At 42.4% G+C, this 23364-nt stretch carries 20 protein-coding genes; 13 read left to right on the plus strand and 7 right to left on the minus strand.

Annotated features, from left to right (window positions below):
• Positions 1-38 precede the first annotated feature (38 nt).
• Positions 39-1958, minus strand: a complete 1920-nt coding sequence (locus Q8W26_RS06495; RefSeq protein WP_305472823.1) for a TonB-dependent siderophore receptor — start codon at positions 1956-1958, stop codon at positions 39-41.
• A gap of 127 nt (positions 1959-2085) precedes the next feature.
• Here Q8W26_RS06495 and Q8W26_RS06500 point away from each other — a divergent pair, with 127 nt between their 5' ends.
• The 5 genes from Q8W26_RS06500 (at position 2086) to purD (ending at position 9076) form a co-directional block, all read left to right on the plus strand.
• The gene (locus tag Q8W26_RS06500) at positions 2086-4200 is read left to right on the plus strand and encodes a PQQ-dependent sugar dehydrogenase (protein ID WP_305472825.1); all 2115 of its coding nucleotides are present in this window, start codon (positions 2086-2088) and stop codon (positions 4198-4200) included.
• Between the two features lie 651 nt (positions 4201-4851).
• On the plus strand, positions 4852-5553 hold the full coding sequence (locus tag Q8W26_RS06505) for an AzlC family ABC transporter permease (protein WP_101214373.1): 702 nt from the start codon (positions 4852-4854) through the stop codon (positions 5551-5553).
• Positions 5553-5870 (plus strand): AzlD domain-containing protein, encoded by a 318-nt coding sequence (locus Q8W26_RS06510; RefSeq protein WP_101214374.1) that lies wholly within the window; start codon positions 5553-5555, stop codon positions 5868-5870. The genes Q8W26_RS06505 and Q8W26_RS06510 overlap by 1 nt, the downstream gene beginning before the upstream one ends.
• Positions 5871-6097: 227 nt before the next feature.
• Positions 6098-7684 carry a bifunctional phosphoribosylaminoimidazolecarboxamide formyltransferase/IMP cyclohydrolase gene (purH, locus tag Q8W26_RS06515; protein WP_101214375.1) on the plus strand — a complete coding sequence of 529 codons (1587 nt, stop codon included), beginning with the start codon at positions 6098-6100 and terminating at the stop codon, positions 7682-7684.
• Between the two features lie 108 nt (positions 7685-7792).
• Complete coding sequence (purD, locus tag Q8W26_RS06520; protein ID WP_101214376.1) at positions 7793-9076, plus strand: phosphoribosylamine--glycine ligase; 1284 nt, start codon at positions 7793-7795, stop codon at positions 9074-9076.
• 189 nt (positions 9077-9265) lie between these two features.
• Here purD and Q8W26_RS06525 read toward each other — a convergent pair whose 3' ends face one another.
• The gene (locus Q8W26_RS06525) at positions 9266-10369 is read right to left on the minus strand and encodes a PQQ-dependent sugar dehydrogenase (RefSeq protein ID WP_101214377.1); all 1104 of its coding nucleotides are present in this window, start codon (positions 10367-10369) and stop codon (positions 9266-9268) included.
• Between the two features lie 186 nt (positions 10370-10555).
• Between Q8W26_RS06525 and Q8W26_RS06530 the strand changes: the two genes are divergently transcribed.
• The 5 genes from Q8W26_RS06530 to Q8W26_RS06550 all read left to right on the plus strand — a co-directional run bounded on the left by Q8W26_RS06530 (position 10556) and on the right by Q8W26_RS06550 (position 15467).
• Positions 10556-11293: a DUF1538 domain-containing protein gene (locus tag Q8W26_RS06530; protein ID WP_101214378.1), complete on the plus strand. Its 738-nt coding sequence runs from the start codon at positions 10556-10558 to the stop codon at positions 11291-11293.
• Positions 11290-12102, plus strand: coding sequence for a DUF1538 domain-containing protein (locus Q8W26_RS06535; RefSeq protein WP_101214379.1), 813 nt, complete (start codon positions 11290-11292; stop codon positions 12100-12102). Before Q8W26_RS06530 ends, Q8W26_RS06535 begins: the two co-directional genes overlap by 4 nt.
• 8 nt (positions 12103-12110) lie before the next feature.
• Positions 12111-12461: a P-II family nitrogen regulator gene (locus Q8W26_RS06540; protein WP_101214380.1), complete on the plus strand. Its 351-nt coding sequence runs from the start codon at positions 12111-12113 to the stop codon at positions 12459-12461.
• A 32-nt stretch (positions 12462-12493) separates the two neighbouring features.
• Positions 12494-12859: a CBS domain-containing protein gene (locus tag Q8W26_RS06545; protein ID WP_101214451.1), complete on the plus strand. Its 366-nt coding sequence runs from the start codon at positions 12494-12496 to the stop codon at positions 12857-12859.
• A gap of 340 nt (positions 12860-13199) precedes the next feature.
• Positions 13200-15467, plus strand: coding sequence for an immune inhibitor A domain-containing protein (locus tag Q8W26_RS06550; RefSeq protein WP_101214381.1), 2268 nt, complete (start codon positions 13200-13202; stop codon positions 15465-15467).
• Between the two features lie 250 nt (positions 15468-15717).
• Here the strand turns inward: Q8W26_RS06550 and hemE are convergent, their stop codons facing one another.
• Positions 15718-16785, minus strand: coding sequence for a uroporphyrinogen decarboxylase (hemE, locus tag Q8W26_RS06555; RefSeq protein WP_101214382.1), 1068 nt, complete (start codon positions 16783-16785; stop codon positions 15718-15720).
• A 132-nt stretch (positions 16786-16917) separates the two neighbouring features.
• Entirely contained in the window at positions 16918-17730 is an 813-nt protein-coding gene (gene nudC, locus Q8W26_RS06560; RefSeq protein ID WP_101214383.1) for an NAD(+) diphosphatase, read from the minus strand.
• 191 nt (positions 17731-17921) lie between these two features.
• Between nudC and rsd the strand changes: the two genes are divergently transcribed.
• Positions 17922-18398 carry a sigma D regulator gene (gene rsd, locus Q8W26_RS06565; RefSeq protein WP_101214384.1) on the plus strand — a complete coding sequence of 159 codons (477 nt, stop codon included), beginning with the start codon at positions 17922-17924 and terminating at the stop codon, positions 18396-18398.
• A 61-nt stretch (positions 18399-18459) separates the two neighbouring features.
• Here the strand turns inward: rsd and Q8W26_RS06570 are convergent, their stop codons facing one another.
• The 3 genes from Q8W26_RS06570 to fkpA all read right to left on the minus strand — a co-directional run bounded on the left by Q8W26_RS06570 (position 18460) and on the right by fkpA (position 21949).
• Complete coding sequence (locus Q8W26_RS06570) at positions 18460-18900, minus strand: hypothetical protein (RefSeq protein WP_153071494.1); 441 nt, start codon at positions 18898-18900, stop codon at positions 18460-18462.
• 97 nt (positions 18901-18997) lie between these two features.
• Positions 18998-20842, minus strand: coding sequence for a GGDEF domain-containing protein (locus Q8W26_RS06575; protein ID WP_305472833.1), 1845 nt, complete (start codon positions 20840-20842; stop codon positions 18998-19000).
• Positions 20843-21163: 321 nt separating this feature from the next.
• Positions 21164-21949, minus strand: a complete 786-nt coding sequence (fkpA, locus tag Q8W26_RS06580; protein ID WP_101214387.1) for an FKBP-type peptidyl-prolyl cis-trans isomerase — start codon at positions 21947-21949, stop codon at positions 21164-21166.
• Between the two features lie 208 nt (positions 21950-22157).
• Between fkpA and Q8W26_RS06585 the strand changes: the two genes are divergently transcribed.
• Positions 22158-23132 carry a WD40 repeat domain-containing protein gene (locus Q8W26_RS06585; protein ID WP_101214388.1) on the plus strand — a complete coding sequence of 325 codons (975 nt, stop codon included), beginning with the start codon at positions 22158-22160 and terminating at the stop codon, positions 23130-23132.
• Between the two features lie 9 nt (positions 23133-23141).
• Entirely contained in the window at positions 23142-23354 is a 213-nt protein-coding gene (locus Q8W26_RS06590; RefSeq protein ID WP_101214389.1) for a SlyX family protein, read from the plus strand.
• Positions 23355-23364 lie beyond the last annotated feature (10 nt).

Consider the following 23364-nt stretch of genomic DNA (forward strand, 5'->3'; position numbering starts at 1 on the left):
AGTATGAGGCTACTGACGAAACTCAGTAGCCCGTATGATTAAATCTTATAATCAATAGCAAAAGCCACTTGCCGGCCATGATTCATAAAACCAACCGATTGCTCAAATTGTTTATCAAACAGGTTATCAATCGCAAGAGATAAACGCAGCTGCTGGCTCAACTGCCAACCACCACTCACATGCCACTGCAAATAACTCGGAAGCGTTAGCTCTCCTGTCGCAATCGAACTATCGAAAAATTCGCTGCGATAGTCACTTCGTATATTGGCATCGAATTGCTGCCACTGCATATTGATAGCCGCACCTCCAGACCATTGAGGTCTGCGGCGTAAGTTTACCTGACTGCGTTTGATATCGCTGTCTGTATAGGTAACATTAAAGGCAATATCAAGCCACGAATTAACCGCGTGGTTCACCCCCCACTCCCCTCCTGTCGCATCGACAGCGCCACGATTAACTGCTTTAAACATGACTGGGTCAAAATCAACTAAGTTAGTATAGCGATTATCAAAAATGACTAAGTCCATAGTCAACGATTCATCATTGGTATAGTGCCAGCCTAATTCGTAATTTTCGCTTGATTCAGGCTTTAACTCGCTATTACCTATTAACGGATGTGCAAGGGAGAAAAAACTCGGTAGTTTATAACCTTCACTATAATTAAACGAAACCTGATGCGCTGGAAGAAACTGCCAAGAAAGCCCAACTTGATTTGCTAAATCAGCAGAGAATTCAGAAGGGTTTTCATAGCGTAGTCCAACGCTCAAGCTTAATTTTCGCCACTGTTTTTGTGTTTCAATGAAAACGGATGATACTTGCTGTTCCAATCTAAAGTTAACTGGAACCAACATCCCAAAATCTAAGTTGCCTTGATTTTCACCAACCGCATCACGGTGACTAACCCCTGTGACAACTTGCCAGTCAGCGTTGGCCAACCAGTGAGCGTATACTTGCGCTTCGGCACGTCGATAGGTCGATTCAATTAAGCTCGCTGGTACTCCAGAATACACACCATTACTAATCCCCGGATGGTTTGAAGTTTCTTGCTGTCGTTGCCACGATAAAGCAAAATGTAATGACTCATATAAGCTCTCTGAGTCCCCCAATAGCTCACTACTTAAACCCGCCATGACAAAATCACTGCTACGCAATTCTGGTGTGCGCTTTTGAGCATACAACTCGCCGCCACTATCTTCTGCCAGCGAAGCCGCTTCTCGATCCCCGACTAGCAAAGAGAATCGATGGTTAAGCCGCTCTCCTAAACTATTAAGTGTTATTAATGCTTGCTTATCCTTTGCCTTTGACCAGGTATAATATTCAACCTCTGAAGAAGAGACATTTACCAAAGCCGTTACTTTTTCTGTTAAGTTTCCTGTTAAGGTCACATCCATTTGACGGTAATCGTCACTGCCTAATTTGGCCTGCAATATAGCTTGCGAGGCGCTAGGCTGCTTTGTAATAAAGTGAATCACACCACTAATCGCTTCACTACCATAAATGGCAGCCACCCCACCTCGATAAACTTCAACACGCTCAATGGCTGCAACACTTAAGCGATTAAAGTCAAATCCTCCACCACGACTGTTGGTCGAGTCATTGACCACCACATTATCAATCATGATTAACGTAAAGTTTGATTCGCCACCACGAATTGAAATATATGATTGCCCAGTACCAGCACTCGTTTGCGAAAGACTGACATTGGGTAATAGCTGAAGTAAGTCGGTCGTGGATGCCGGATTGAGGTTGTCAATTTGTTCGCGAGAGATCACAGAATGACTGCTCAGGGGGGGCTTAGCTAAACGTGTACCAACGATTGATAGCTGCTCTACCACTCCATCATCTATTGTAGTTTTACTTTGAGTATTCGCCCCCACTGTTTCAGCAGCAGATGCACCACTTGGTAGAAAAGAAAGAATCAAGGATGATGCTAGGGTGTAACGCATTAGGTCTTTCACATAAAGCTCCTTGTAAAATAAAAATAACCGACTTTGTTCTAAGTAAAATGATCATGCCTGTATAAAAAGTCTACACTCTAAATAAAACATTGCTAATTATTAGTAACTCTTTGATAAGGATAATTTAGTGGATAGACAGCAGATAAAGATTTCAGGGATCGTTTTTGTTGGCCAAATGGTATTAATGATTCTCGCTATACTAAGCGCCTATTACTACACTCGTAGCCATGATTTAATTCCCAAATCGATACTCAAAGTGCCTAGTGTGCATGTCAGTCGAGACGATTTATGGCACATAGCTAAGATTTTTGCCGGTTGTTACTTCATCCAAATTAGTTTGAGCCTCTTGCACCTGCGCAGCCATGCCTTTGCTTCAACAGCGCGTTTTGCCACAGAGTATATTTATTATTTATGGGCGTATACCACAGCATCGTTATATATTTTTATTGCAACAACGATTAATTACGATGCTCAACTAGTAGCAGCAATCGGGCTATTTTCAACCATTCTCTATGCATTAAGCTTGTTAAGCTGGCAGATAATATGGTTACAGCAACCGTTTTTTAAAACATTAACACAGGCGATAATCAGTTTATTTAAACGCTTCGCTACGCTCTCAGGCATCCTTGCACTAGCCTATTTCATTACCCCGTTATTATTAGGTAAAGCCTTTACCTCTGATCGAGACGTCGCTAATAAGATTACCCAATGGCGCATTTGGTTTAACCCCGTTGACTCCACGCCTTGGGGGTTTAAAAATGTCGTCCCCCAATTTAAGTTTCATCAACCTGTCATTGCAAAGCCAGCAAACCCATTTAATAACACTCTTTATGTACTCGAACGCTTTGGTGGTGTTTACAAAGTCGCGATCGAACACACCAAACAGCCAGAAAAAATATTAGACATTTCGTCATTACTTGGTGAAGTAGAAATTGAAAACGGCGCTGTCGGGCTCGCTTTTAACCCATTAGATGTTACTAGTGATAATCAGCCCACTCGCGCTTATCTTTATTACACTGACACTCGTAGTGCTAATACACAGTTTAATCGTTTATCGGTATTTGACTTAACCTTATCGACACAGGATGAGCGCTTAGCCTCTGAGAAAATTATTCTACAACTCGAACGGGTTAATGACGGTTTTCATAATGGGGGGTCGGTTGAATTCGGTCCTGACGGTTACCTGTACCTAGGATTAGGCGAAGGAGTTCACCCAAAAAAAATCCTCTCCCTTGCTGATACTCTGCGCTCGGGGGTAATTCGCATCGATGTCAATCAGCAGTCATCAAACATTGAGCTTGCCACCGAACAACCCAATCATATAATCGCGCAGCATTATCGTATTCCTGTTGATAATCCGTTCATTGGCAACTCTAAGGTTCGTGATGAATATTGGGCCGTTGGATTGCGCAATCCATTTAGGTTTAGTTTTGACTCAACAACCTCACAGTTATGGCTTGGCGACGTAGGTTCTACAGTATGGGAAGAGATTAATCGCATCGAAAAAGGAATGCACTATCAGTTTCCGCATGTTGAAGGCCTACCTCATGCCGATAGTGAAAGAAATAATCTCGGCTTAGTTGAGCAAAAACCTTTCTACACTTATCAACATACCGCCTACGATCGAGCGGTAATTGGTGGAGTCATTTATCGAGGGCAGCAATTAAAAACACTAGTAGGACAATATATTTTTGCTGATAATTACTCGGCAAAAATGTTTTCACTCGACCCCAACAACCAGCAGAGTGAAGTAAGGTTTATTGCCCGCGCCAATCAATATGCTCAACGTGGCATTAGTTCTGTGACTCAATTAAATAATGGCGAAATCCTGATCACTACCCTTGGTGCCGCTTCTGAACCTTCAGGGCAAGTACTCCAGCTAGTGCCTATAGAACAAGCCAATGTGATTGAAGATACCCCTGATGACACCCCACCAGCAGGTTACGATGAAAAGATTGTTGCTAGCTTATTTGCGGTAAATTGCGCGCGTTGTCATGGCGTAAAAGGCGATGGTGATGGCCCTGATGCCAAGGCGCTGGGGGTACCGTTACCGGATTTCACCTCACCGTTGTATCACTTTAAAACCTCGGCTGAAGATATCGAATTAATTATCAATAAAGGTGGTCCAGCGGTCGGCAAGAGCCCGTTAATGCCACCTTGGGGAGGCTTTTTAAAGCCCCATGAAGTTGAATACTTAGCCATTTATATACAGTCGCTACCGAGTAAGCATCACCACCATTAGCGCTAAAGGTATGTCACTGTTAATTATTGCGATTTGTTAATGGCAGCGGATCTTTGATGTGCTAAGGCGAGTTACTGACTAATGTGAGGCTTGCTTGAGCACACCAGTTACTTTTCTTTTATGAAATACATCCATGTATTTCCCCCTTGGGCAGCTTTGCTGTACAAAATTGTTCCAGACAATTTTGTGCTTCGCCAAAAAAAGTAATAAAAGATTAAATTGCAGGGAGCAATTTAAGACAGCTTTAGCTGGTCCGTAGGACAAATAACAAGGATGTTATTTGCAAAGGCGACCCGTAATTTAATTGCTGATCTTTAAGTGAAAAGCTGTCTTAACGTCACCGATTTTGATGCGCATCCATACGCCAAAATCTAAAAATTCGTCCCTGAATTTTTCTCCTAACAGCTCTCCCCTTAAAGGCAATTAATACCGGGGCATACCTCATACCAAAGAGTAACCCACCATGCTTAACACATTGAATTTGAATCAATAAACACATGTGAAACAGTTGACTGCGATAAAGCCGCGCTAAAGGGGTAATGCAATAACACAATTAATAGCAAAACGACAAACTGACTAAGACGTTTTGCTATTGTATCTGCCTGATAATTTTAATAATCTGTTTGGTCGGCTAATTATCTAGTACTGTGTATGAAAGACTCACCCAAACAGCTATTTTTTAAAGGCGTATTCGATGCGCTGCCACTGATTGTTGGCGGCGTTCCTTTTGGAATCATTTTTGGCACCCTAGCACTCAATGCTGGACTTGATGGTTGGCAAACAATGGGGTTATCAAGTATCGTCTTTGCTGGCTCAGCCCAATTTGTCGCGGTAGGAATGCTAGCAGCGGGTACGTCGATCGGTTTTATTGTTGGCGCGACTCTGATTGTTAATTTACGTCACCTTATCTATGCGGCCAGCATGCTGCCTTACGTCAAGCATCTGCCACAGCGCTGGCGTATTCCATTGGGCTTTTTACTCATTGACGAAGTGTTTGCCGCCACTTACCCTCGCCATCTTGATAACCCTGACTCGGCGAATAATCATTGGCATTATTTAGGTGTTGGTGTGGCTTTTTATGTCAGCTGGAATCTGGCGACCTTAGTGGGCTTATTCTTTGGCAGTAACATTGAAGGCATTGGTGAGTGGGGCCTAGACTTTGCAATGTCCGCAACCTTTATCGGTATGGTGATGCCTCACTTAATTAATCGACCAATGATTATCGCGGTGTTGGTCAGTGGAGCATTAGCCGTCGTATGTTATGACTTACCGCATAAACTCGGTCTGGTTATCGCTTCAGTCGTTGGCATGGCTACTGGCTATATACTTGAACAACAAATGAAGGAACAGTAATGAATATTTGGCTACTCATTGCGTTAATGGCACTAGTGACTTTCAGCATCCGTTATGCGTTATATGCCAGAGCGAACGCGATTAGCTTACCACCCAAGTTAGAGCGAGCACTAAAATTTAGCGCCCCCTGCGTGTTAACCGCAATTTGGGTTCCTGCGGTCTTAATGCCACAAGGCGAGCTGGCGTTATCACTAGATAACCCTTATTTAATTGGTGGCGCTGTTGCCGTTGTCATTGGCTTATGGAAAAAAAATATTCTCTTGACCATTGTGCTCAGTATGCTGACCTTCTTCAGCTATAAAGCACTAATGTTGTAAAAATACATAATTAATACCGCAAGATAACAACAAGCTGGTATTTTTTCGTCATAAATACGAATTTTTTTGCCACTTAGATCACATTTTCTTGTAAAATAGACACCGATTTTTTTGGCGTTTAGCCAGAAACACACTATTCCTAAAAATTATTACCTAATCCAATTCTTTAATGATTTGAATTTATTAATAATTTTTAACTTACTTTGACTAATGAGGCTTCATAAAACATGTCAGCATCAAGACCTATCAAACGCGCTTTATTAAGCGTTTCAGATAAAAACGGTATCGTAGAGTTCGCTCAAGCATTAAGCGCAAAAGGTGTAGAAATTCTTTCTACTGGCGGTACTGCCAAATTGCTGGAAGCTAATGGCATTAAAACCATCGAAGTTTCAGATTACACTGGCCACCCAGAAATCATGGACGGTCGTGTAAAAACATTACACCCTAAAGTACATGGCGGCATCTTAGCTCGTCGCGGTGTTGATGAAGCAGTAATGAGCGAAAACAACATCAACCCTATCGATATGGTTGTTGTTAATTTATATCCATTTGCTGACACTGTAGCAAAAGAAGGTTGTTCATTAGAAGATGCGATTGAAAACATCGATATCGGTGGCCCAACCATGGTTCGTTCTACAGCGAAAAACCATAAAGACACCACCATCATCGTTAACGCATCAGATTACGATCGTGTTATCGCTGAAATGAATGAAAATGACGGTGCAACAACGTACCAAACACGTTTTGATTTAGCGATTGCCGCCTTTGAGCACACAGCCGCTTACGATGGCATGATTGCAAACTACTTCGGTACTATGGTGCCTTCACACCGTGAAGAAAGCAGCGAAGAGTCAAAATTCGCTCGTACATTCAACACGCAGTTAGTTAAACAACAAGATTTACGCTACGGTGAAAACAGCCACCAGCAAGCGGCGTTTTATGTTGAAGCGAACCCAGGTGAAGCATCTGTTTCTACTGCTAAGCAACTTCAAGGTAAAGCCTTATCATTTAACAACATCGCTGACACGGATGCGGCACTTGAATGTGTTAAAGAGTTCGCAGAACCAGCTTGTGTTATCGTTAAACACGCTAACCCATGTGGCGTTGCAATCGACGACAACATTCTTGGGGCTTACGATCGCGCCTTTAAAACTGACCCAACGTCAGCTTTCGGTGGCATCATTGCCTTTAACCGCGAATTAGACGCAACGACTGCTGAAGCTATCGTTTCTCGTCAATTTGTTGAAGTTATCATTGCGCCAAGCATCACTGACGAAGCACAGAAGATCGTTGCAGAAAAGAAAAACGTTCGCCTTTTAGAGTGTGGTGAGTTCTCAGACAAAGCGGCTGGTTACGACTACAAACGCGTTAACGGCGGCATGTTAGTTCAGGATAAAGATTTAGGCATGGTTGGTTTGGACGACCTAAAAATCGTTTCTAAACGTCAACCAAGCGAGCAAGAGCTAAAAGACTTAATGTTCTGCTGGAAAGTGGCTAAGTTCGTTAAATCAAACGCTATCGTTTATGCACGTGACGGTATGACTGTGGGTGTTGGTGCAGGCCAAATGAGCCGTGTTTACTCGGCTAAAATTGCAGGTATCAAAGCAGCAGATGAAGGGTTAGTGGTTCCAGGTAGCGTTATGGCTTCTGATGCGTTCTTCCCATTCCGTGACGGTATCGACGCAGCCGCGGCCGCTGGCATTAGCTGTGTCATTCAACCAGGTGGTTCGATTCGTGATGAAGAAATCATCGCGGCAGCGGATGAGCACAACATGACAATGATCTTCACTGGCATGCGTCACTTCAAACACTAATTTAACGTTATCGATTAGTTAAAGCTGGTGCTTAGTTAACTCACTGTTGAGTAACTAAGCATCAGTTTTTTGCCAATTGATGCCACTTAATTTTATTAAGGATTTCCCATGAATGTATTAATTATTGGTAGCGGCGGTCGTGAGCATGCATTGGCATGGAAAGTAGCCCAAGCTGAAAAAGTAGCTAAAGTATTTGTAGCTCCTGGCAATGCAGGCACGACTTTAGAAGACAAGCTAGAAAATGTTGCTATTGATGTTAACGACATCGAAGGCTTAATCGCTTTTGCTAAAGCTAATGACGTTAGCATGACGATTGTTGGCCCAGAAGCACCATTAGTGATCGGTGTGGTTGACGCTTTTGAAGCCGCTGGCCTTAACTGTTTTGGCCCTCGCCAAGCAGCAGCGCAATTAGAAGGCTCAAAAGCCTTCACTAAAGATTTCTTAGATCGTCAAAACATTCCAACAGCTTGGTACCAAAACTTCACTGAAATTGAGCCAGCATTAGCTTACGTTCGTGAAAAAGGTGCACCAATCGTGGTTAAAGCTGACGGCTTAGCGGCTGGTAAAGGCGTTATCGTTGCGATGACCCTTGAAGAGGCGGAAGATGCGATTAAGGACATGCTAGCTGGCAACGCATTTGGCGAAGCGGGCAGCCGTGTCGTTATCGAAGAGTTCTTAGACGGTGAAGAAGCTTCATTTATCGTGATGGTTGATGGCGACAACGTCTTACCAATGGCAACGAGCCAAGATCATAAACGTGTAGGTAACGGCGATACAGGCCCTAATACAGGTGGTATGGGTGCATATTCACCAGCGCCAGTAGTGACTCAAGAAATTCATGATCGCATCATGAACGAAGTCATTTACCCAACGGTAAACGGCATGAAAGCAGAAGGTAACACCTACACTGGTTTCCTATACGCTGGTCTTATGATCATGAGCGATGGCACACCGAAGGTTATCGAATTCAACTGTCGTTTCGGTGATCCTGAAACACAACCTATCATGATGCGTTTACAATCTGATTTAGTTGAATTAGTTGAAGCCTCTTTTGCTAAGAAACTAGACACGGTTGAAGCGAAGTTTGACTCTCGTGCCGCTGTAGGGGTAGTACTTGCGGCTGGCGGTTACCCAGCAAGTTACCCGAAAGGTGATGTGATCACAGGAATTGCACCAGCCACGAGCGACGCTAAAGTATTCCACGCCGGCACTAAGATGCAAGGTGATGATATCGTGACTGCTGGTGGTCGTGTGCTATGTGCTACAGCTTTAGGCGAAACAGTGACAGCGGCTCAAGAGCGCGCTTATGAACTAACTAAACAAATTAGCTGGGATAAAGCGTTCTACCGTACAGATATCGCTTACCGTGCGATTGAGCGCGAACAAAGCTAACTTAAACTCTTTACATAGCTCTGCGATGCAGAGTGCAGTATCTGGTTATGCAAAAGCCACTAAACTTAAGCAACGTAAAGTACTTGGTTTAGTGGCTTTTTTGTTTTAACCCCTATTAGATTACTCAAGATACGTATACATAATAACGCCCTCTAGACCGTCATACCGGCATGCCTTTAGTCGGTATATTTATTTCGCACTCAATCTAATGATCTCACCATCATCAGTCGCAATAATTAATCGCCCTCGAGGATCACTAATCACATTGCGAATACGCTGCTCTTGTGCAAGTAAGTAACGGCGCTCTTTAGATATTCGGCCATTTTTAATTTTAATATGGTTTAGGTGCGTTAGCTTAAGTGCCCCAGCAAATAAATCCCCTTGCCATTGCTTGAACTCTTCACCTTGATAAAGTAGTAAGCTCGAAGGGGCAATGGATGGGGAATACACTTTAAGCGGAGTTTCAATACCCGTTCTGACCTTGCTTTCTCCAACGCGTAATGGCCCCCAATATTCTTTACCGTGAGACGTCACTGGCCAGCCGTAGTTTTTCCCAGGGTTAATCAAATTAATTTCATCCCCCCCTCGCGGACCATGCTCAATAGCCCATAGCCGATTCGTGTTAACATCAAAGGCAAGCCCCTGAGGGTTACGGTGTCCATAACTATAAATCTCTGGCAGTACATCCTCACGCCCGATAAAAGGATTATCTTGCGGCACGCTACCGTCGAGGGTTAATCGTAATATACTGCCAGCATGAGTCATTAAGTCCTGCCCATTAGGACGAACACCTCGGTCACCAACAGAGAAAAAAACATGCCCTTTATTATCAAAAGTAATCCGCGAGCCATAATGTCTGGATGTGTCACTGCGCGATTGAGTAACTAATATATCTTGCCACTGTGACAAAGCCGAACCTGTAAGCTTCGCTCTTGCCAACGTTGTTGCACCTTGGTTATTCACTGGCTTTGAATAAGTAAAGTAAAGCCAGCCACTCTGCTGATAATCAGGTGAAAGCTTCACATCAAGCAAACCGCCCTGCCCCCTTGCCATCACTTCTGGCAATCCAGTTACAGGTTGTTGCACACCGGTATTTACATTAACGATGACTGCGTTTCCTTGACGCAACGTTACTAAGAGCTGTCTTTCATTAAGCAGCACCATCCCCCAGGGAATAGCATTAACATCAGTTATCACGTCAGTTTTGATCTGATCTTTTGGCTCTGCAGAGAGCGATAAACTCGTTAGTACCTGACTAGCTATTAACCACAAGATTATATGACTCAACTTCATTGTTTATCCTTAAAATAGTTGCGAATAAGTAGGCCTAAGTATGAATTGATTGCTTCTTTAGTTGGCCTCTCTCTCTACTTTACTCTTAATCTGTTTAAGATCAAAAAATCAGCAGCAAGATATTGCTAGTGTTGTTTAATTAAGCATGTCAATTAATCACTTTTTTGCAAGTAAAAGGACGACTCATTGGGCGATACATTAAAAAAATTACTCACCTTTTTAATTGGTAGCATTCGAGATTTAGCCCCGATTATAGCGGTGGTATTGTTTTTCCAATTAGTGGTGTTGCAACAGCCGTTACCCAATGTGGGTCAGCTATTGTTAGGCGTAGTTTTCGTGCTACTTGGCTTAACTTTTTTTATTCATGGACTTGAGCAAGGTCTCTTCCCCATTGGCGAGTCGATGGCTCATGCCTTTGCCAAAAAAGGCAGCGTACCTTGGTTGTTGACCTTTGCATTTGCTTTAGGTTTTGGCACAACTGTCGCTGAACCTGCATTAATAGCAGTTGCAGCGGAGGCCGCTAAGGTCGCTGCCGATGGTCAACTCATTGGCTCAAGTGAAGAGGCGATGGCAAGTTATGCCAATGGTTTACGTATGAGTGTTGCGCTTAGTGTTGGTATTGCGATCTTGCTAGGCGTATTAAGGATCCTCAAAGGTTGGCCATTACAGTGGTTTATCATTGGGGGCTATATCTTAGTAGTTATTATGACGGGCTTTGCACCTGAAGCGATCATTGGCATTGCCTATGACTCTGGCGGTGTCACCACATCAACTATCACGGTCCCTTTAGTGACAGCTCTAGGCGTTGGCTTAGCATCATCGATTAAAGGACGCAATCCAATGATTGATGGCTTTGGTTTAATCGCATTTGCATCACTCACACCAATGATTTTTGTAATGGCGTACGGGATGATCACTTTATGAGTTTAGTAGAAATATTTAGCCAAATTGGCAACACTGTACTAGCTACATTACGTGATGTGTTACCAATTGCAGCAATCCTATTTGGTTTTCAATTTGCTGTTATTCGTAAACCTTTGCCAAACTTCACTAAAGTGATTGTCGGTTTTATCTGGGTACTTATTGGTTTGTCATTATTTTTAATCGGACTTGAATGGGCATTATTTCCATTAGGTCGCTTGATGGCACAACAGTTAACCGACCCGAGCTTTTTAACCGGAGTGACTGACGCCGCTGCGGCCGCTGCCGTTGCTTTAGATTGGCATGACTATTACTGGGTTTACTTATTCGCTTTTTTAATTGGTTTTGCCACGACAATCGCTGAGCCGTCTTTAATTGCCGTGGCAATAAAAGCCAATGAAGTTTCTGGTGGTGCTATTGGTATCTGGGGGTTACGACTATCAGTTGCGCTAGGTGTTGCTATCGGTATTTCTCTAGGCTGTTACCGGATTGTGGTCGGCGACCCAATTCATTGGTACATCATGGCAGGCTATGTTGTTGTCGTGTTGCAAACCTTAGTCGCCCCAAAACTCATTATTCCACTGGCGTATGACTCCGGTGGTGTTACAACCTCAACAGTCACTGTACCACTAGTTGCGGCGCTCGGCCTTGGTCTAGCAGAAACAGTGCCCGGGCGTAATCCATTAATTGATGGGTTTGGATTAATCGCATTTGCCAGCTTATTTCCAATTATGTCTGTAATGGCTTATGCACAATTAACACAGTGGCGCAGCCGTAAAGCTGCACCAGATGCTGAATTAAATGAAGAATAGGACAGATTATGCACTTTAAGTTAATCATCGCATTTAGCGAAGACAGCCGCACCGATAAGATCATGGATGCCGCACGAAAGGCTGGCGCCACCGGTGCAACAATCATCAATAATGCTCGAGGGGAAGGCCTCAACCAATCAAAGACATTCTTTGGTTTAACTTTAGATACGCAACGTGATGTGTTGCTATTCATTGTTGAGGAGCACTTAAGTCGGCATATTCTTGAACATATCAACGAGGTGGGAAAGTTCGACAAAAAGCCAGGCTCGGGCATGGCATTTCAAATCGATGTCGAAGACGCTGTTGGCGTTAGCCATCAAATAAATCAATTAAAATCTGCGGTGGAGGATGAATTGTGAACAAGACAACTCACATAAAAGCTCAAGATGTAATGTCTGATCAGTATATCTCTCTCGATGGTATGAAAACCGTCAGGGATGCGATCGAAGCGATGAAAAAGCATAATACTGACATTATTATCGTTAATAAGCGCAATGAACACGATGCTCATGGCATTCTTTTGCTCTCCGATATTGCAAAGAAGGTTTTAGCCAAAGATCGCTCACCGGACCGAGTCAATATTTATGAAATCATGACCAAGCCTGTAGTATCAGTGCCGCCATTAATGGATGTACGCTACTGTGCACGTTTATTTGAACGCTTTGGACTAGCTTACGCGCCTGTTATTGGCAATGAAGAGGTACTTGGTATCGTCGGTTATCGAGAGCTGGTTCTGCATGAATTAGAAACACTCTAAGTCAAAATAAGGTGACGATGGTCAATTTATTGTCACCTTTTTTTGCTTATATTATCCACACCGTAAGCAATACACCTTCATAAACTACCACCACAACTCCACTTCAAAAATAACAGTAACAAGCTGATTTTAAATTATTTAAACCATTCCTCCGCTCTCAAGCACGATACTTTAGAATGAGTCACCTACACCTTTAGTATAACATTTGATTTATTCATATAACTAAAAAGTAACAGCCATAGTGTAACAAAAACGTTAGAGTACCCATCGTTTTTGTATATAAAATGTTACAAAAAACCATCTAATAATAATATTAAGTATTAATAGTCGAGACAATCATATGTTGAAAAAAATTGTAACAGGAGTTTCTTTAGCTCTTGCAACAGGAAGCGTCGCTGCTCAGGCCGAGCTTAATGTCGTCAATAATGACAGCGCTATTCAGAACCTAAAACCTGAAATTAAAACAGGTCACACGGGTCACATTCAAGCAAATGGCGAATATAAAGGCGGTAGCGAAGAAGTTGCTCGTAAGCTTCACGTAGGTAACTTATTAAATGTTGCACGTGGCGCAGAAAGTGGTTCAGGCGAAGACTCTTCAGCGCCTGGCGTTGCTACAGGTCGTGAATGGACAGGCCCTGTAACAACCGATCGCATCTTAGCAATCCTCATTGATTTCCCAGACTACCCTGTTAATGCTGTTACGCCTAACCTTACGCGTAACTACTACCCTGACTATTCTGTTGAACATTATGAAAACATGCTGTTCTCTGAACATGGCTACACGGGTCCTAACGGTCAAAACCTTATTAGTATGCAGCAATACTTTGCTGACCAATCAGGCGGTTCATATAACGTTGTAGGTCAAGTTGCTGGCTGGTACCGTGCACAATTTAATGCAGCACATTACGGTGCACCAACAGCGAATGGCCGTAAAGATAGCCGTGTTGGTGACTTAGTGTTAGAAGCGATTACTCAAGCAGCCCAAGATCCAAATATCGACCTTAGCTACTTCGACCAAGAAGATCGTTATGACTACGATAACGATGGTGACTTCCGTGAACCAGATGGCATTATCGATCACATCATGGTTTACCACTCATCAATTGACCAAGCTGCTGGTGGTGGTGCGTTAGGTGCAGATGCAATCTGGTCTCACCGCTCTTCTGTTGGCTTTAAAGAGATTGGCGACACAGGCTACCGTATTCACGATTACACCGTTCAACCTGTCGATGGCGCAGCGGGTGTTTCAGCTCACGAATACGGCCATGACTTAGGCTTACCTGATGAGTACGATACAAAATATTCAGTGGATGGTTTAAGCACATTACAGCCAGCACCGGGTTCTCTAGTGGGTCATTGGTCAGCAATGTCTAGTGGTTCATACGCGGGTGAGATCTCAGGCACAGCACCAACAGGTTTAAGCCCTTTTGCTAAGCAGTACTTACAAGCTTCATTAGGTGGTAACTGGTTCGTTGGTACTAACCTACACGCTGATGATTTATCTCCAGCTGGCGCAGTATACAAATTAGATGCTGCATCAGTACGTGGTAATAACAATGACTTCATTCGTATTGATTTAGATGATAAGCCTGTTCAACGCCTAGCGCCAAATGATGGCCAAGGCTTCATTAGCTCAGCAATTCCAGATTCAAACCTATCGATTCAGACCATCGACTTTGCACTGGATTTAACAACTGAAACAGCTGCTAATCTAACATTTACCGCTGACTACGACACTGATAGCAACAACTCTCTAGCTCAAGTACGTGTTATCCATTCGTCTGGTGCTTACGTAATGAGAGGCAACATCACTGATACTAACGCTCGTTTCTCACAATTTATTGGTCATGGTTTCCATGGTAAATCTGACGGCCGTGTTAATGCAGAGTTTGATTTAAGTGCTTTTGCTGGTGAGCAAATAACTGTTTCTCTTCAATATTGGGCATTTGAAAGTGGTTACATCGGTACAATGTTTGATGACATCGAAGTAACTTCAAACAATGGCACATTAGCAAGCTTTGATGCAGATAATGCTAATAACGATGGCTTAGTAATTAACGGCTTCGAACCTTCTAACGGCGTATTTGATTACCCACATTACTACCTAGTAGAGTGGCGTCAGCATAAAGGTGTTGATGCAGGTCTAGCACGTGGTGACTTTGGCGCAAGCTACACACCTGGTATGTTAGTATGGTATGTAGATACTTCTTACCGTCCAGAAAATGGTGGCAACAAAAACACTGTAACTCAAGGTGATAACTCTGTTGCAAACCACCCTGGTGAAGGTTGGTTAGGTTTAGTTGATGCTGACCGTAACCCTATCTTATTTAGCAATGGCGAAATGGCTAACTCTAACTTACAAATTAGTGATGCAGCATTTAGCTTAGACTTACAAAAGCCATTTAGCTGGGTAAGCCGCTTAGGTACACTATCTGTAAATGATTGGTTCATTAACAACAACCCACGCTTTATCGATTGGGACGACTACTCAAACTACCTACGCCCAGCAACAGGCCGTAAGTTGCCTTCGCAAGGTATTATCATTGAAGTACTAGAGCAAGGCGCAGATAAAACTGTTGGTTCTATTCGAATTTCTAAGCACTGGTAATCATTCGCCTTTAGCTTACATAATCATCTCTAGCCATGAATAATGGCGTTCAAAAAACCTAATGTAATGTTAGGTTTTTTTTCGTCTTGAGTTTACTCACTTCAGTCGTTGGGGGGTCTTTTTCTACAAGAATTCTCATTAGACAAAAAACGATGTTTTGGTTAAAACACGGCGGAACAACGGATATTTCTCAAGCATAAAAAAAGCAGTAACCTCAGTTACTGCTTTCTTATTCTAAAGCGTTTGGTTATCACTTATGGAACGGGCGAGATAGCTCATTCACCGCTTTAATAAACGCACCAGCATTTTCAGGATCAACATCCAAATGGATACCATGACCTAAGTTAAATACGTGGCCGGTATTGTCTTGGCCGTATCCTTCAAGAATGGTTTGCACTTCTTGGCGGATACGCTCTGGTGAAGCGTAAAGCATTGAAGGGTCCATGTTACCTTGCAATGCCACTTTATCCCCAACACGCGCTTTAGCTTCTTTAATGTCAATGGTCCAATCTAGACCGATACCATCACAACCCGTTGCAGCAATCTCTTCAATCCACTGGCCACCATTTTTGGTGAATAATGTCACAGGAACGCGGCGACCATCGTTTTCACGCACTAAACCGTCAACGATTTTAGCCATGTAACGCAGTGAGAACTCACGGTAATCACGTGGTGATAAGATGCCACCCCACGTATCAAATATCATCACAGATTGTGCACCTGCAGCGATTTGAGCGTTTAAGTATAAGATAACTGAATCAGCTAGCTTATCTAGTAATAAGTGCATTGTTTGTGGTTCAGCAAACATCATACGCTTAATCTTAGTGAAGGCTTTAGAAGTGCCGCCTTCAACCATGTAAGTCGCTAATGTCCACGGGCTACCAGAGAAGCCAATTAATGGTACATCGCCATTTAAGCCTTTACGAATAGTACGAACCGCATTCATTACGTAACCTAGTTCGTCTTCAGGATCTGGAATACCAATCTTTTCAACATCACGAGCACAGGTAATTGGACGGTCAAATACCGGACCTTCACCTGTTTCAAAACGTAAGCCTAAACCCATTGCATCTGGTACAGTTAAGATATCAGAGAATAAAATAGCTGCGTCTAAGTCATAACGACGTAAGGGCTGTAATGTCACTTCACAAGCAAAGTCAGCATCACGACAAAGCGACATAAAGTCACCTGCATGTGCACGAAGTTCGCGATATTCTGGTAAATAACGACCGGCTTGACGCATCATCCATACGGGTGTTTGGTCAACGGGTTGCTTTAAAAGCGCACGAAGATAGCGGTCATTCTTTAACTCTGCCATGAAATTGTCCTAGATATGTAAGATAAAATTGGCGACATTGTACCATTGACCTAAGCCAAAAAACTATCTTAGATCAAATAGCAGCCTAAAGTATCAGATCATACGCTGAAAAAACTTGCTATCTCGACTATTCTAGCGCTTGATGTCTGGTTCTAATGATAAAACATGATCAATCATTTCTCTGGCGATCGTGTGACTGCCAGGGATATCTGGAAGGTTACTGGCATCAAACCAATCACCTGCAATTAACTCATGTGGGTCAAGCTTTATCTCCCCTCCCGCATAATCAGCTAGATAAGCAATCATCATATTATGTGGAAACGGCCATGGTTGAGAGCCAAAATAACGAATGTTTGTGACCTCTAAACCAACCTCCTCTTTCACCTCACGCGCGACTGTTTGCTCTAACGACTCCCCTACTTCAACAAATCCCGCTAAGACTGAATAGATATCGCCTCGATGACGCTTATTTTGCGCTAACAATACTTTTCCATCTTTGATTACAGCCATAATAACCGCAGGAGATATGCGAGGATAAGCTCGGTGGCCACAGCTACGACACTGCTGTGCGACCTCCCATGTAATAGCAGTCATCCGTTGGCCACATTGCCCACAAAATTGATGAGTACGAAGAAAGTGTGCAACTTGAACGGCTCGCCCCGCCAATAACGAGAGTTCGTGTGGCTGGTTAAGTAACACTGAACGTAAATCAACCCACAGCACTTGTTCATCAGCAATATGCTGATGTTGCAGATCAACCAAAATACACGGTGTATGCTGGTAATAACCTAGCAAATAACTCGGTGATTGTTGGTCAAACTGAATAGATAACTGTGCCAGTGTGCATTTCGGTAATTTAGTCTCATCAATGAGCATTAATTTATCATCACGACAAATAAACCAATATGCGAGGCGTTGTAGCTGAAGCTTTTTTATTTTTTTCATTGAGCAGCCTTTATTCCAACACTAACAAAAAACAAACAATATCAATTAATTAAGGAGCATCAAACCCATTATCAGCACTCCTTTAATACACTCAATCTAGATCTGAATCAATGTCACTGCGAATAATGATTGATTTAACGTGCTGCATATCTTAACTTAAGACTAAGCAAACATATAAGGAGATTCTTCTCATGCTAAAAAAAATAGAACAAGCACAGCAGCAATGGGGAGGTTCGAACCAGCTAATTGATACCTGGTTGAATAAACGTCAGGAGCTTATCGTCAATTATTGTCAAATTGCTGGTATCCCACCTTTTGAAGAAAATGCTCAGCAGTTACCTCAAGTCCAAGATATTACAGAGTTTTGTAATCGCTTAGTTGACTATGTCTCAACGGGACACTTTGAGGTTTATCGTGAAGTGGTTTCACAATGTGAAGTTCATGGTAAACAAAGTTTACATCATGCTGAACAGTTACTCCCTCAAATTACTGATTCTACTCAACTAACACTAGAGTTCACTGATAAATACGCAGAATCAAACCAAGAGGGTTGGGCGCATTTAGATGATCATTTATCTAAACTGATCCAAAGTCTTGAACAGCGTTTTGAGTTAGAAGATCAATTATTGTCTAACTTACATGAGAAACATAGCCAACCTGTGGAATAAATAGGCGCTAAAACCATGCAATTAAATGCCTTACAAAATCAGCAAGGCATTTAATGAGCGCTTAAAAGCTATAACCTAAGTTAAAGCTAATACCGACGCCCGTTTCTTCTTCGTCGACAATGTGACTAAATAAACGCTTATGTTCTTTTTCTCGGTAATAAAAAGCAACAAGCCCAAGCTCCCAGCCATCATTTTCAAACCCATCAAAATGATAGTTATACGTTACCCCAGCAAATTGAGTATCACTACTAAAAATACCATCTATCACACCAGCATTTAGCCCCCATGAGTGATGCTGATGGTCTGATATCACTGATTTCATACCTATCGAATATCCAGGAATGCCTAACGCGATAAAATACTTAGTCTGTTGCTGATCAATAATAAGCTGCCCACCGACGCCACCATATTGAGTGCCTAAGCCAAGGCCGAAATCAACTTCAGTACTCCAGCAAGACAATGACGTAAAACCACATAAACAAAACATTAAATTCTTAAACACTAATTCATCCTGATACATTTAATAACGCATCCAATGTAATAGTAATAACAATCATTTACAACAGCGACTCATCTTAAAATATAGTGTTTAAATAAACTCACAAGCTTTGCTCTGCCACACGTATACAATTGCGACCGTCCCGTTTCGCTTGGTATAGAGCGTTGTCGGCCTGATCCATCCAATGCTCTGGACCTTTTAATTCGTCAGAAAATGCAGCAATCCCCATACTAACGGTGAAATTGATTGCTTGCCCTAGCTCAACCACACAGGTTGCTTCTACATCACTTTTTATGCGCTGGGCAATACTTATCGCTTGCTGCAAATCAGTATCAGGTAATAAAATCGCAAACTCTTCACCACCATATCGACCGACTACATCAACCTGACGCATGCTTTTAGATAACAGCTGTGCTAAATGCTGAATGACCTTATCTCCAGCAATGTGGCCATAAGTGTCATTCACTTTTTTGAAGTGATCGATGTCAAGCATGATATGACATGCGCGGTTCGTTGAGCTGCGTGAGAGTCTAATAAACTCACGCTCAAATAATTCTTGCCAATATCGGCGGTTATTAAGTTGGGTTAACCCATCTTTTCGAGCCAAATGCTTTAACGCATCCCCTTTGACCTTTAACTGTAAAGACTTCTTACGGTGCGTATAAGCTAGTCGCATCGCAAGTAGTGTCATTATCGCCAAACCAATAGCGGCACCTTTAAAGTACAACAACCGAGTTTCAGCAAGTAACACCGCCTCTTTCTCTCGTTCTGCTATTTTAGCCAGCTCAGTTAAGTAGTTATAATTGTTATGAACTCTCGAATTACGCATTAAAGCAGATGCTTGCTCTAACTTCGCAATTCCTTGACTAATACGCCCTTGTTGAATATCAAAATAAGCTTCTATTCTCATTGAGTAGTGATTATTTTCAATCCTATTCGCTTGCTCATAACTAAGGTACTTTTCAAACGACGCTCGCGCTTTCTTAAAGTCACCTAACACAATATAAGTCATCGCTTTTTGCCGACCCATTTGTGCCAGCCATTCAGAAGAACCGCTCTTGGCATAATTTGTCGCTGCCAGATATGCTTCTCTAGCCTTTTCATAACTAGCAAACGACAAATTAAGCTCTGCCATCGATTTATAAATATCACCCAATTTATTGTAAGCAAAAAACAGTTCTGTTTTATCTTGCAACTTTTCCGCTTGCTCAAGGTATTCTAGCGCCAGCTCTAAGGCGAGTTCATTTTCTTGCATAAAGTCACTGAGGTAGCGAATAATATTGAACATTTCAGCATACTTTAAATAGGGGAATTTATGCGCTAAGACTAACTCAAGCTCTTGTTCAAAGTACGAAATTAATACCGTATTATTTTTTTCTGATTCACGAACGTTATGCAATACATAATATTTTTCAATCACCAACTCAGGACGCTTTTCTAATGCTAATAAATACTTAAATATTTGTGCCTGCTCTCCTTTAATTAAATCGAAATGTAATTGCACTAAAAAATCATCACCTAGATTACGGCGAGTTAAATACGCCTCAAGAGATTGCACCCGTGCTTCACGGTCACGCTGATGCATAGCCACAATAAGATACAAATCAGCGATCGTGCCTAAGGTTTTATCTTGATTAATAGCGCTAAGCTCTTTTAATGACAGTGCGTATTTTTTAAGGTTAGCAAAGTCAAAATAAGCCCTAGAGAATAAGATGAGCTGATAAGTTAGCTGTTGCTTTTTTTCAAGCGAGCGAGTGTTGGTAAGTTTTTTTTCAATGGCCAAAAAGCGTTGATTATAATCTGGAATATCGGTGCTACTAATTTTTTTAAATAACGCTTTAAACGCAATTCGCTCATCAGCAGTTAAAACGCCGTATTTCGAATCTAGAGCCCCCGATGAAAAGCACCATAACGTCAATAGCACCAAAACAGCTAATTTCTTCATAACCCTCGCCATATCACCGCCTCAACCGAGAACAGCTCTTTGCCTTTATACGTATTCGTACTCCTTCATTCTAGTATAGTCATTGTTACTAGCGAGACAGAATCAGACTCACTTTATACCAACTCTTTGTAGTTAAATGGCTCACTTAGTTATAAAGAAAACGCCGCCATCATTCGTATGAGACCGTAAAAGTAATCAGTTGTTAATGACAATTGGGATAACGACAATAAACACAAAAAAGCCTCGAATAGAGACTATTCAAGGCTTTTTTCATCACATTTTTAGGCTCGATAAACTTAAAATTTACAGCCTTAATGAATATTAGTGCGCGTGTCCGGCATGAGCGTCTGCTTTAGCTTCTACTGCATCGGCTGCTGCAACTTCGATTAATTCCACTTCAAACACAAGCGTTGAGTGAGCAGGAATACCGTTTGTGCCACGCTCACCGTACGCTAACTCTGAAGGAATTGTAAACTCAAATTTAGCACCAGGACTCATTAGTTGCACACCTTCAGTCCAGCCTGCGATGACGCCGCCTAATGGGAAGGTTGCAGGTTGGCCACGGTCATATGAGCTATCAAATTTTGTACCGTCAGTTAATGTACCTTTATAGTGAACTGTTACGCTATCAGCAGCGGTAGGTTTAGCACCCTCACCTGCTTGAATTACTTTATATTGTAATCCTGACTCAGTCACTGTGACGCCTTCTTTTTTAGCGTTTTCAGCTAAGTAAGCAATGCCAGCATCTTTCGCTTTAGCCGCATCTTCTTCTGCTTTAGCCGCACGAACTTCATTAATTTTCTTATCAAAAGCCATTAACGCTTCACGCGTCTGCTCTTCTGTCAATTGAGCGTTATTTGCAATTGCATCGGTGAAACCTTTAACGATTAGTTCTTTATCAGTTTCAACGCCAATTTCTTTTTGCTGCTCAATACTTTTATTAATGTAAGTTGCAACAGAAACACCAATCGCGTAAGCCGCTTTTTGATCTTCATTTTTAAACTCAACAACTTTAGGTTCAGCTGGCTTTTCAACTTTCTCAGCGTTACACGCTGTCACTGCAAAAAGGGCTGCTGCGACTGTAGAAATCTTTAACATTTTATTCATGAAACTACCTTTATAATTTTATCCATGCGCTGAATTAAACAGCTGCTATCGTGGTCAATATGTTTTATCGATGCTGTTTATGCCATACTCACCCTATTGGGTTCAAGCTTTTTACAAAGATAAATGTTGATTGCACTGCTTTTGCGCCATATTATCAATGATATCGACAACTCATCCCCCTATTGATTACAAAGACTGGCAAAAGTTCATGCGTAAACAAATATTATTGGCACTCTCAGCGATCTTAATGATTGCCTGCACTCAGCAAGATACTCCAACAAAAATGTGGGAGCATGCGACTGATGGTGCATTAGCTGCTGATATTGCACAAGACGGCTCTTTAGCATTAGTCTCATCGAGCTTTCACGATATCATCTTGTGGGACTTAGACGATAACAGTCAAAAACATCGTTGGGCACAGGGAGATGAGAACCTCGTTCTTTTTACCTCACTTTCGCCAAACAACAAATATGCCGTCACCGCGGAAAAAGACTCCTTTGCAGTCTGGGATGTCGAGTCAGGCAAGTCATTAACCTATACAAAACTACGTGAATCTAATATCCGTGATATCGTTATTTCAAATGATGGCGATGTACTTTACGGTAAAGTCAATGGTGTCGTCGTACACGTTAACATCTTTAGCGGACGACGTATTGAGTTCTTAGGTCATAGCGAAAAAATCAATTCTGTTGCCCTATCGCCAAATGGTCGCTACGCGTTAACTGGCGGCAGTGATTATGTTGCACTCTTCTGGGATACAAAAACTGCACAAGTCATTCATCGCTTTATTCATCCGTCACGCATCACTAAAGTAGCTTTAGATCCACAAGGACGCTTTGCATTTAGTGCCGGAAGTCAGCGTCAATCAAGTATTTGGGATTTAAAATCAGGTAAAGAGATTAGCCGTCTGCAGTACCAATCACGCTCGCGAGTATTCAGTGCCGTGCGTTTTTCAAATGACGGTAGTGAATTATTTACCGGCAGCCCAGGGCGGTTATTAAATCGCTGGGATGTCAGCACTGGCCAGCAGCTCGAACAATGGACAATTACCCCGCGTAAAGACTCTCGCCCAGTTAGCTCGGTAATTTTTGCCATTAGTGAATCAAAATCAGGTACAATCATCACCGAAAGTAGCTCAGGCTATGCAGAGTTTTGGACCCCTACGCCAAGCCAACCCCAGTAAGAGAAGACCATGAACGAAACAACACAAAGGCTTGACGATTTAGAAATGAAAGTCGCCTTTCAAGAAGATACTATCAATACACTCAGTGATGAGATTGCACTATTAAATGAGTTAATCGACCGCCAGCGCACTCAACTTGAATATCTGGCGACCCGTTTAGGGGAAATGTCACAGCCACCACTTGGCGCGCAAACACCAGAGCCACCACCGCCACACTATTAAGCCCAACCCG

The organism is Psychrobium sp. 1_MG-2023, assembly GCF_030689115.1.
Lineage (GTDB): Bacteria > Pseudomonadota > Gammaproteobacteria > Enterobacterales > Psychrobiaceae > Psychrobium.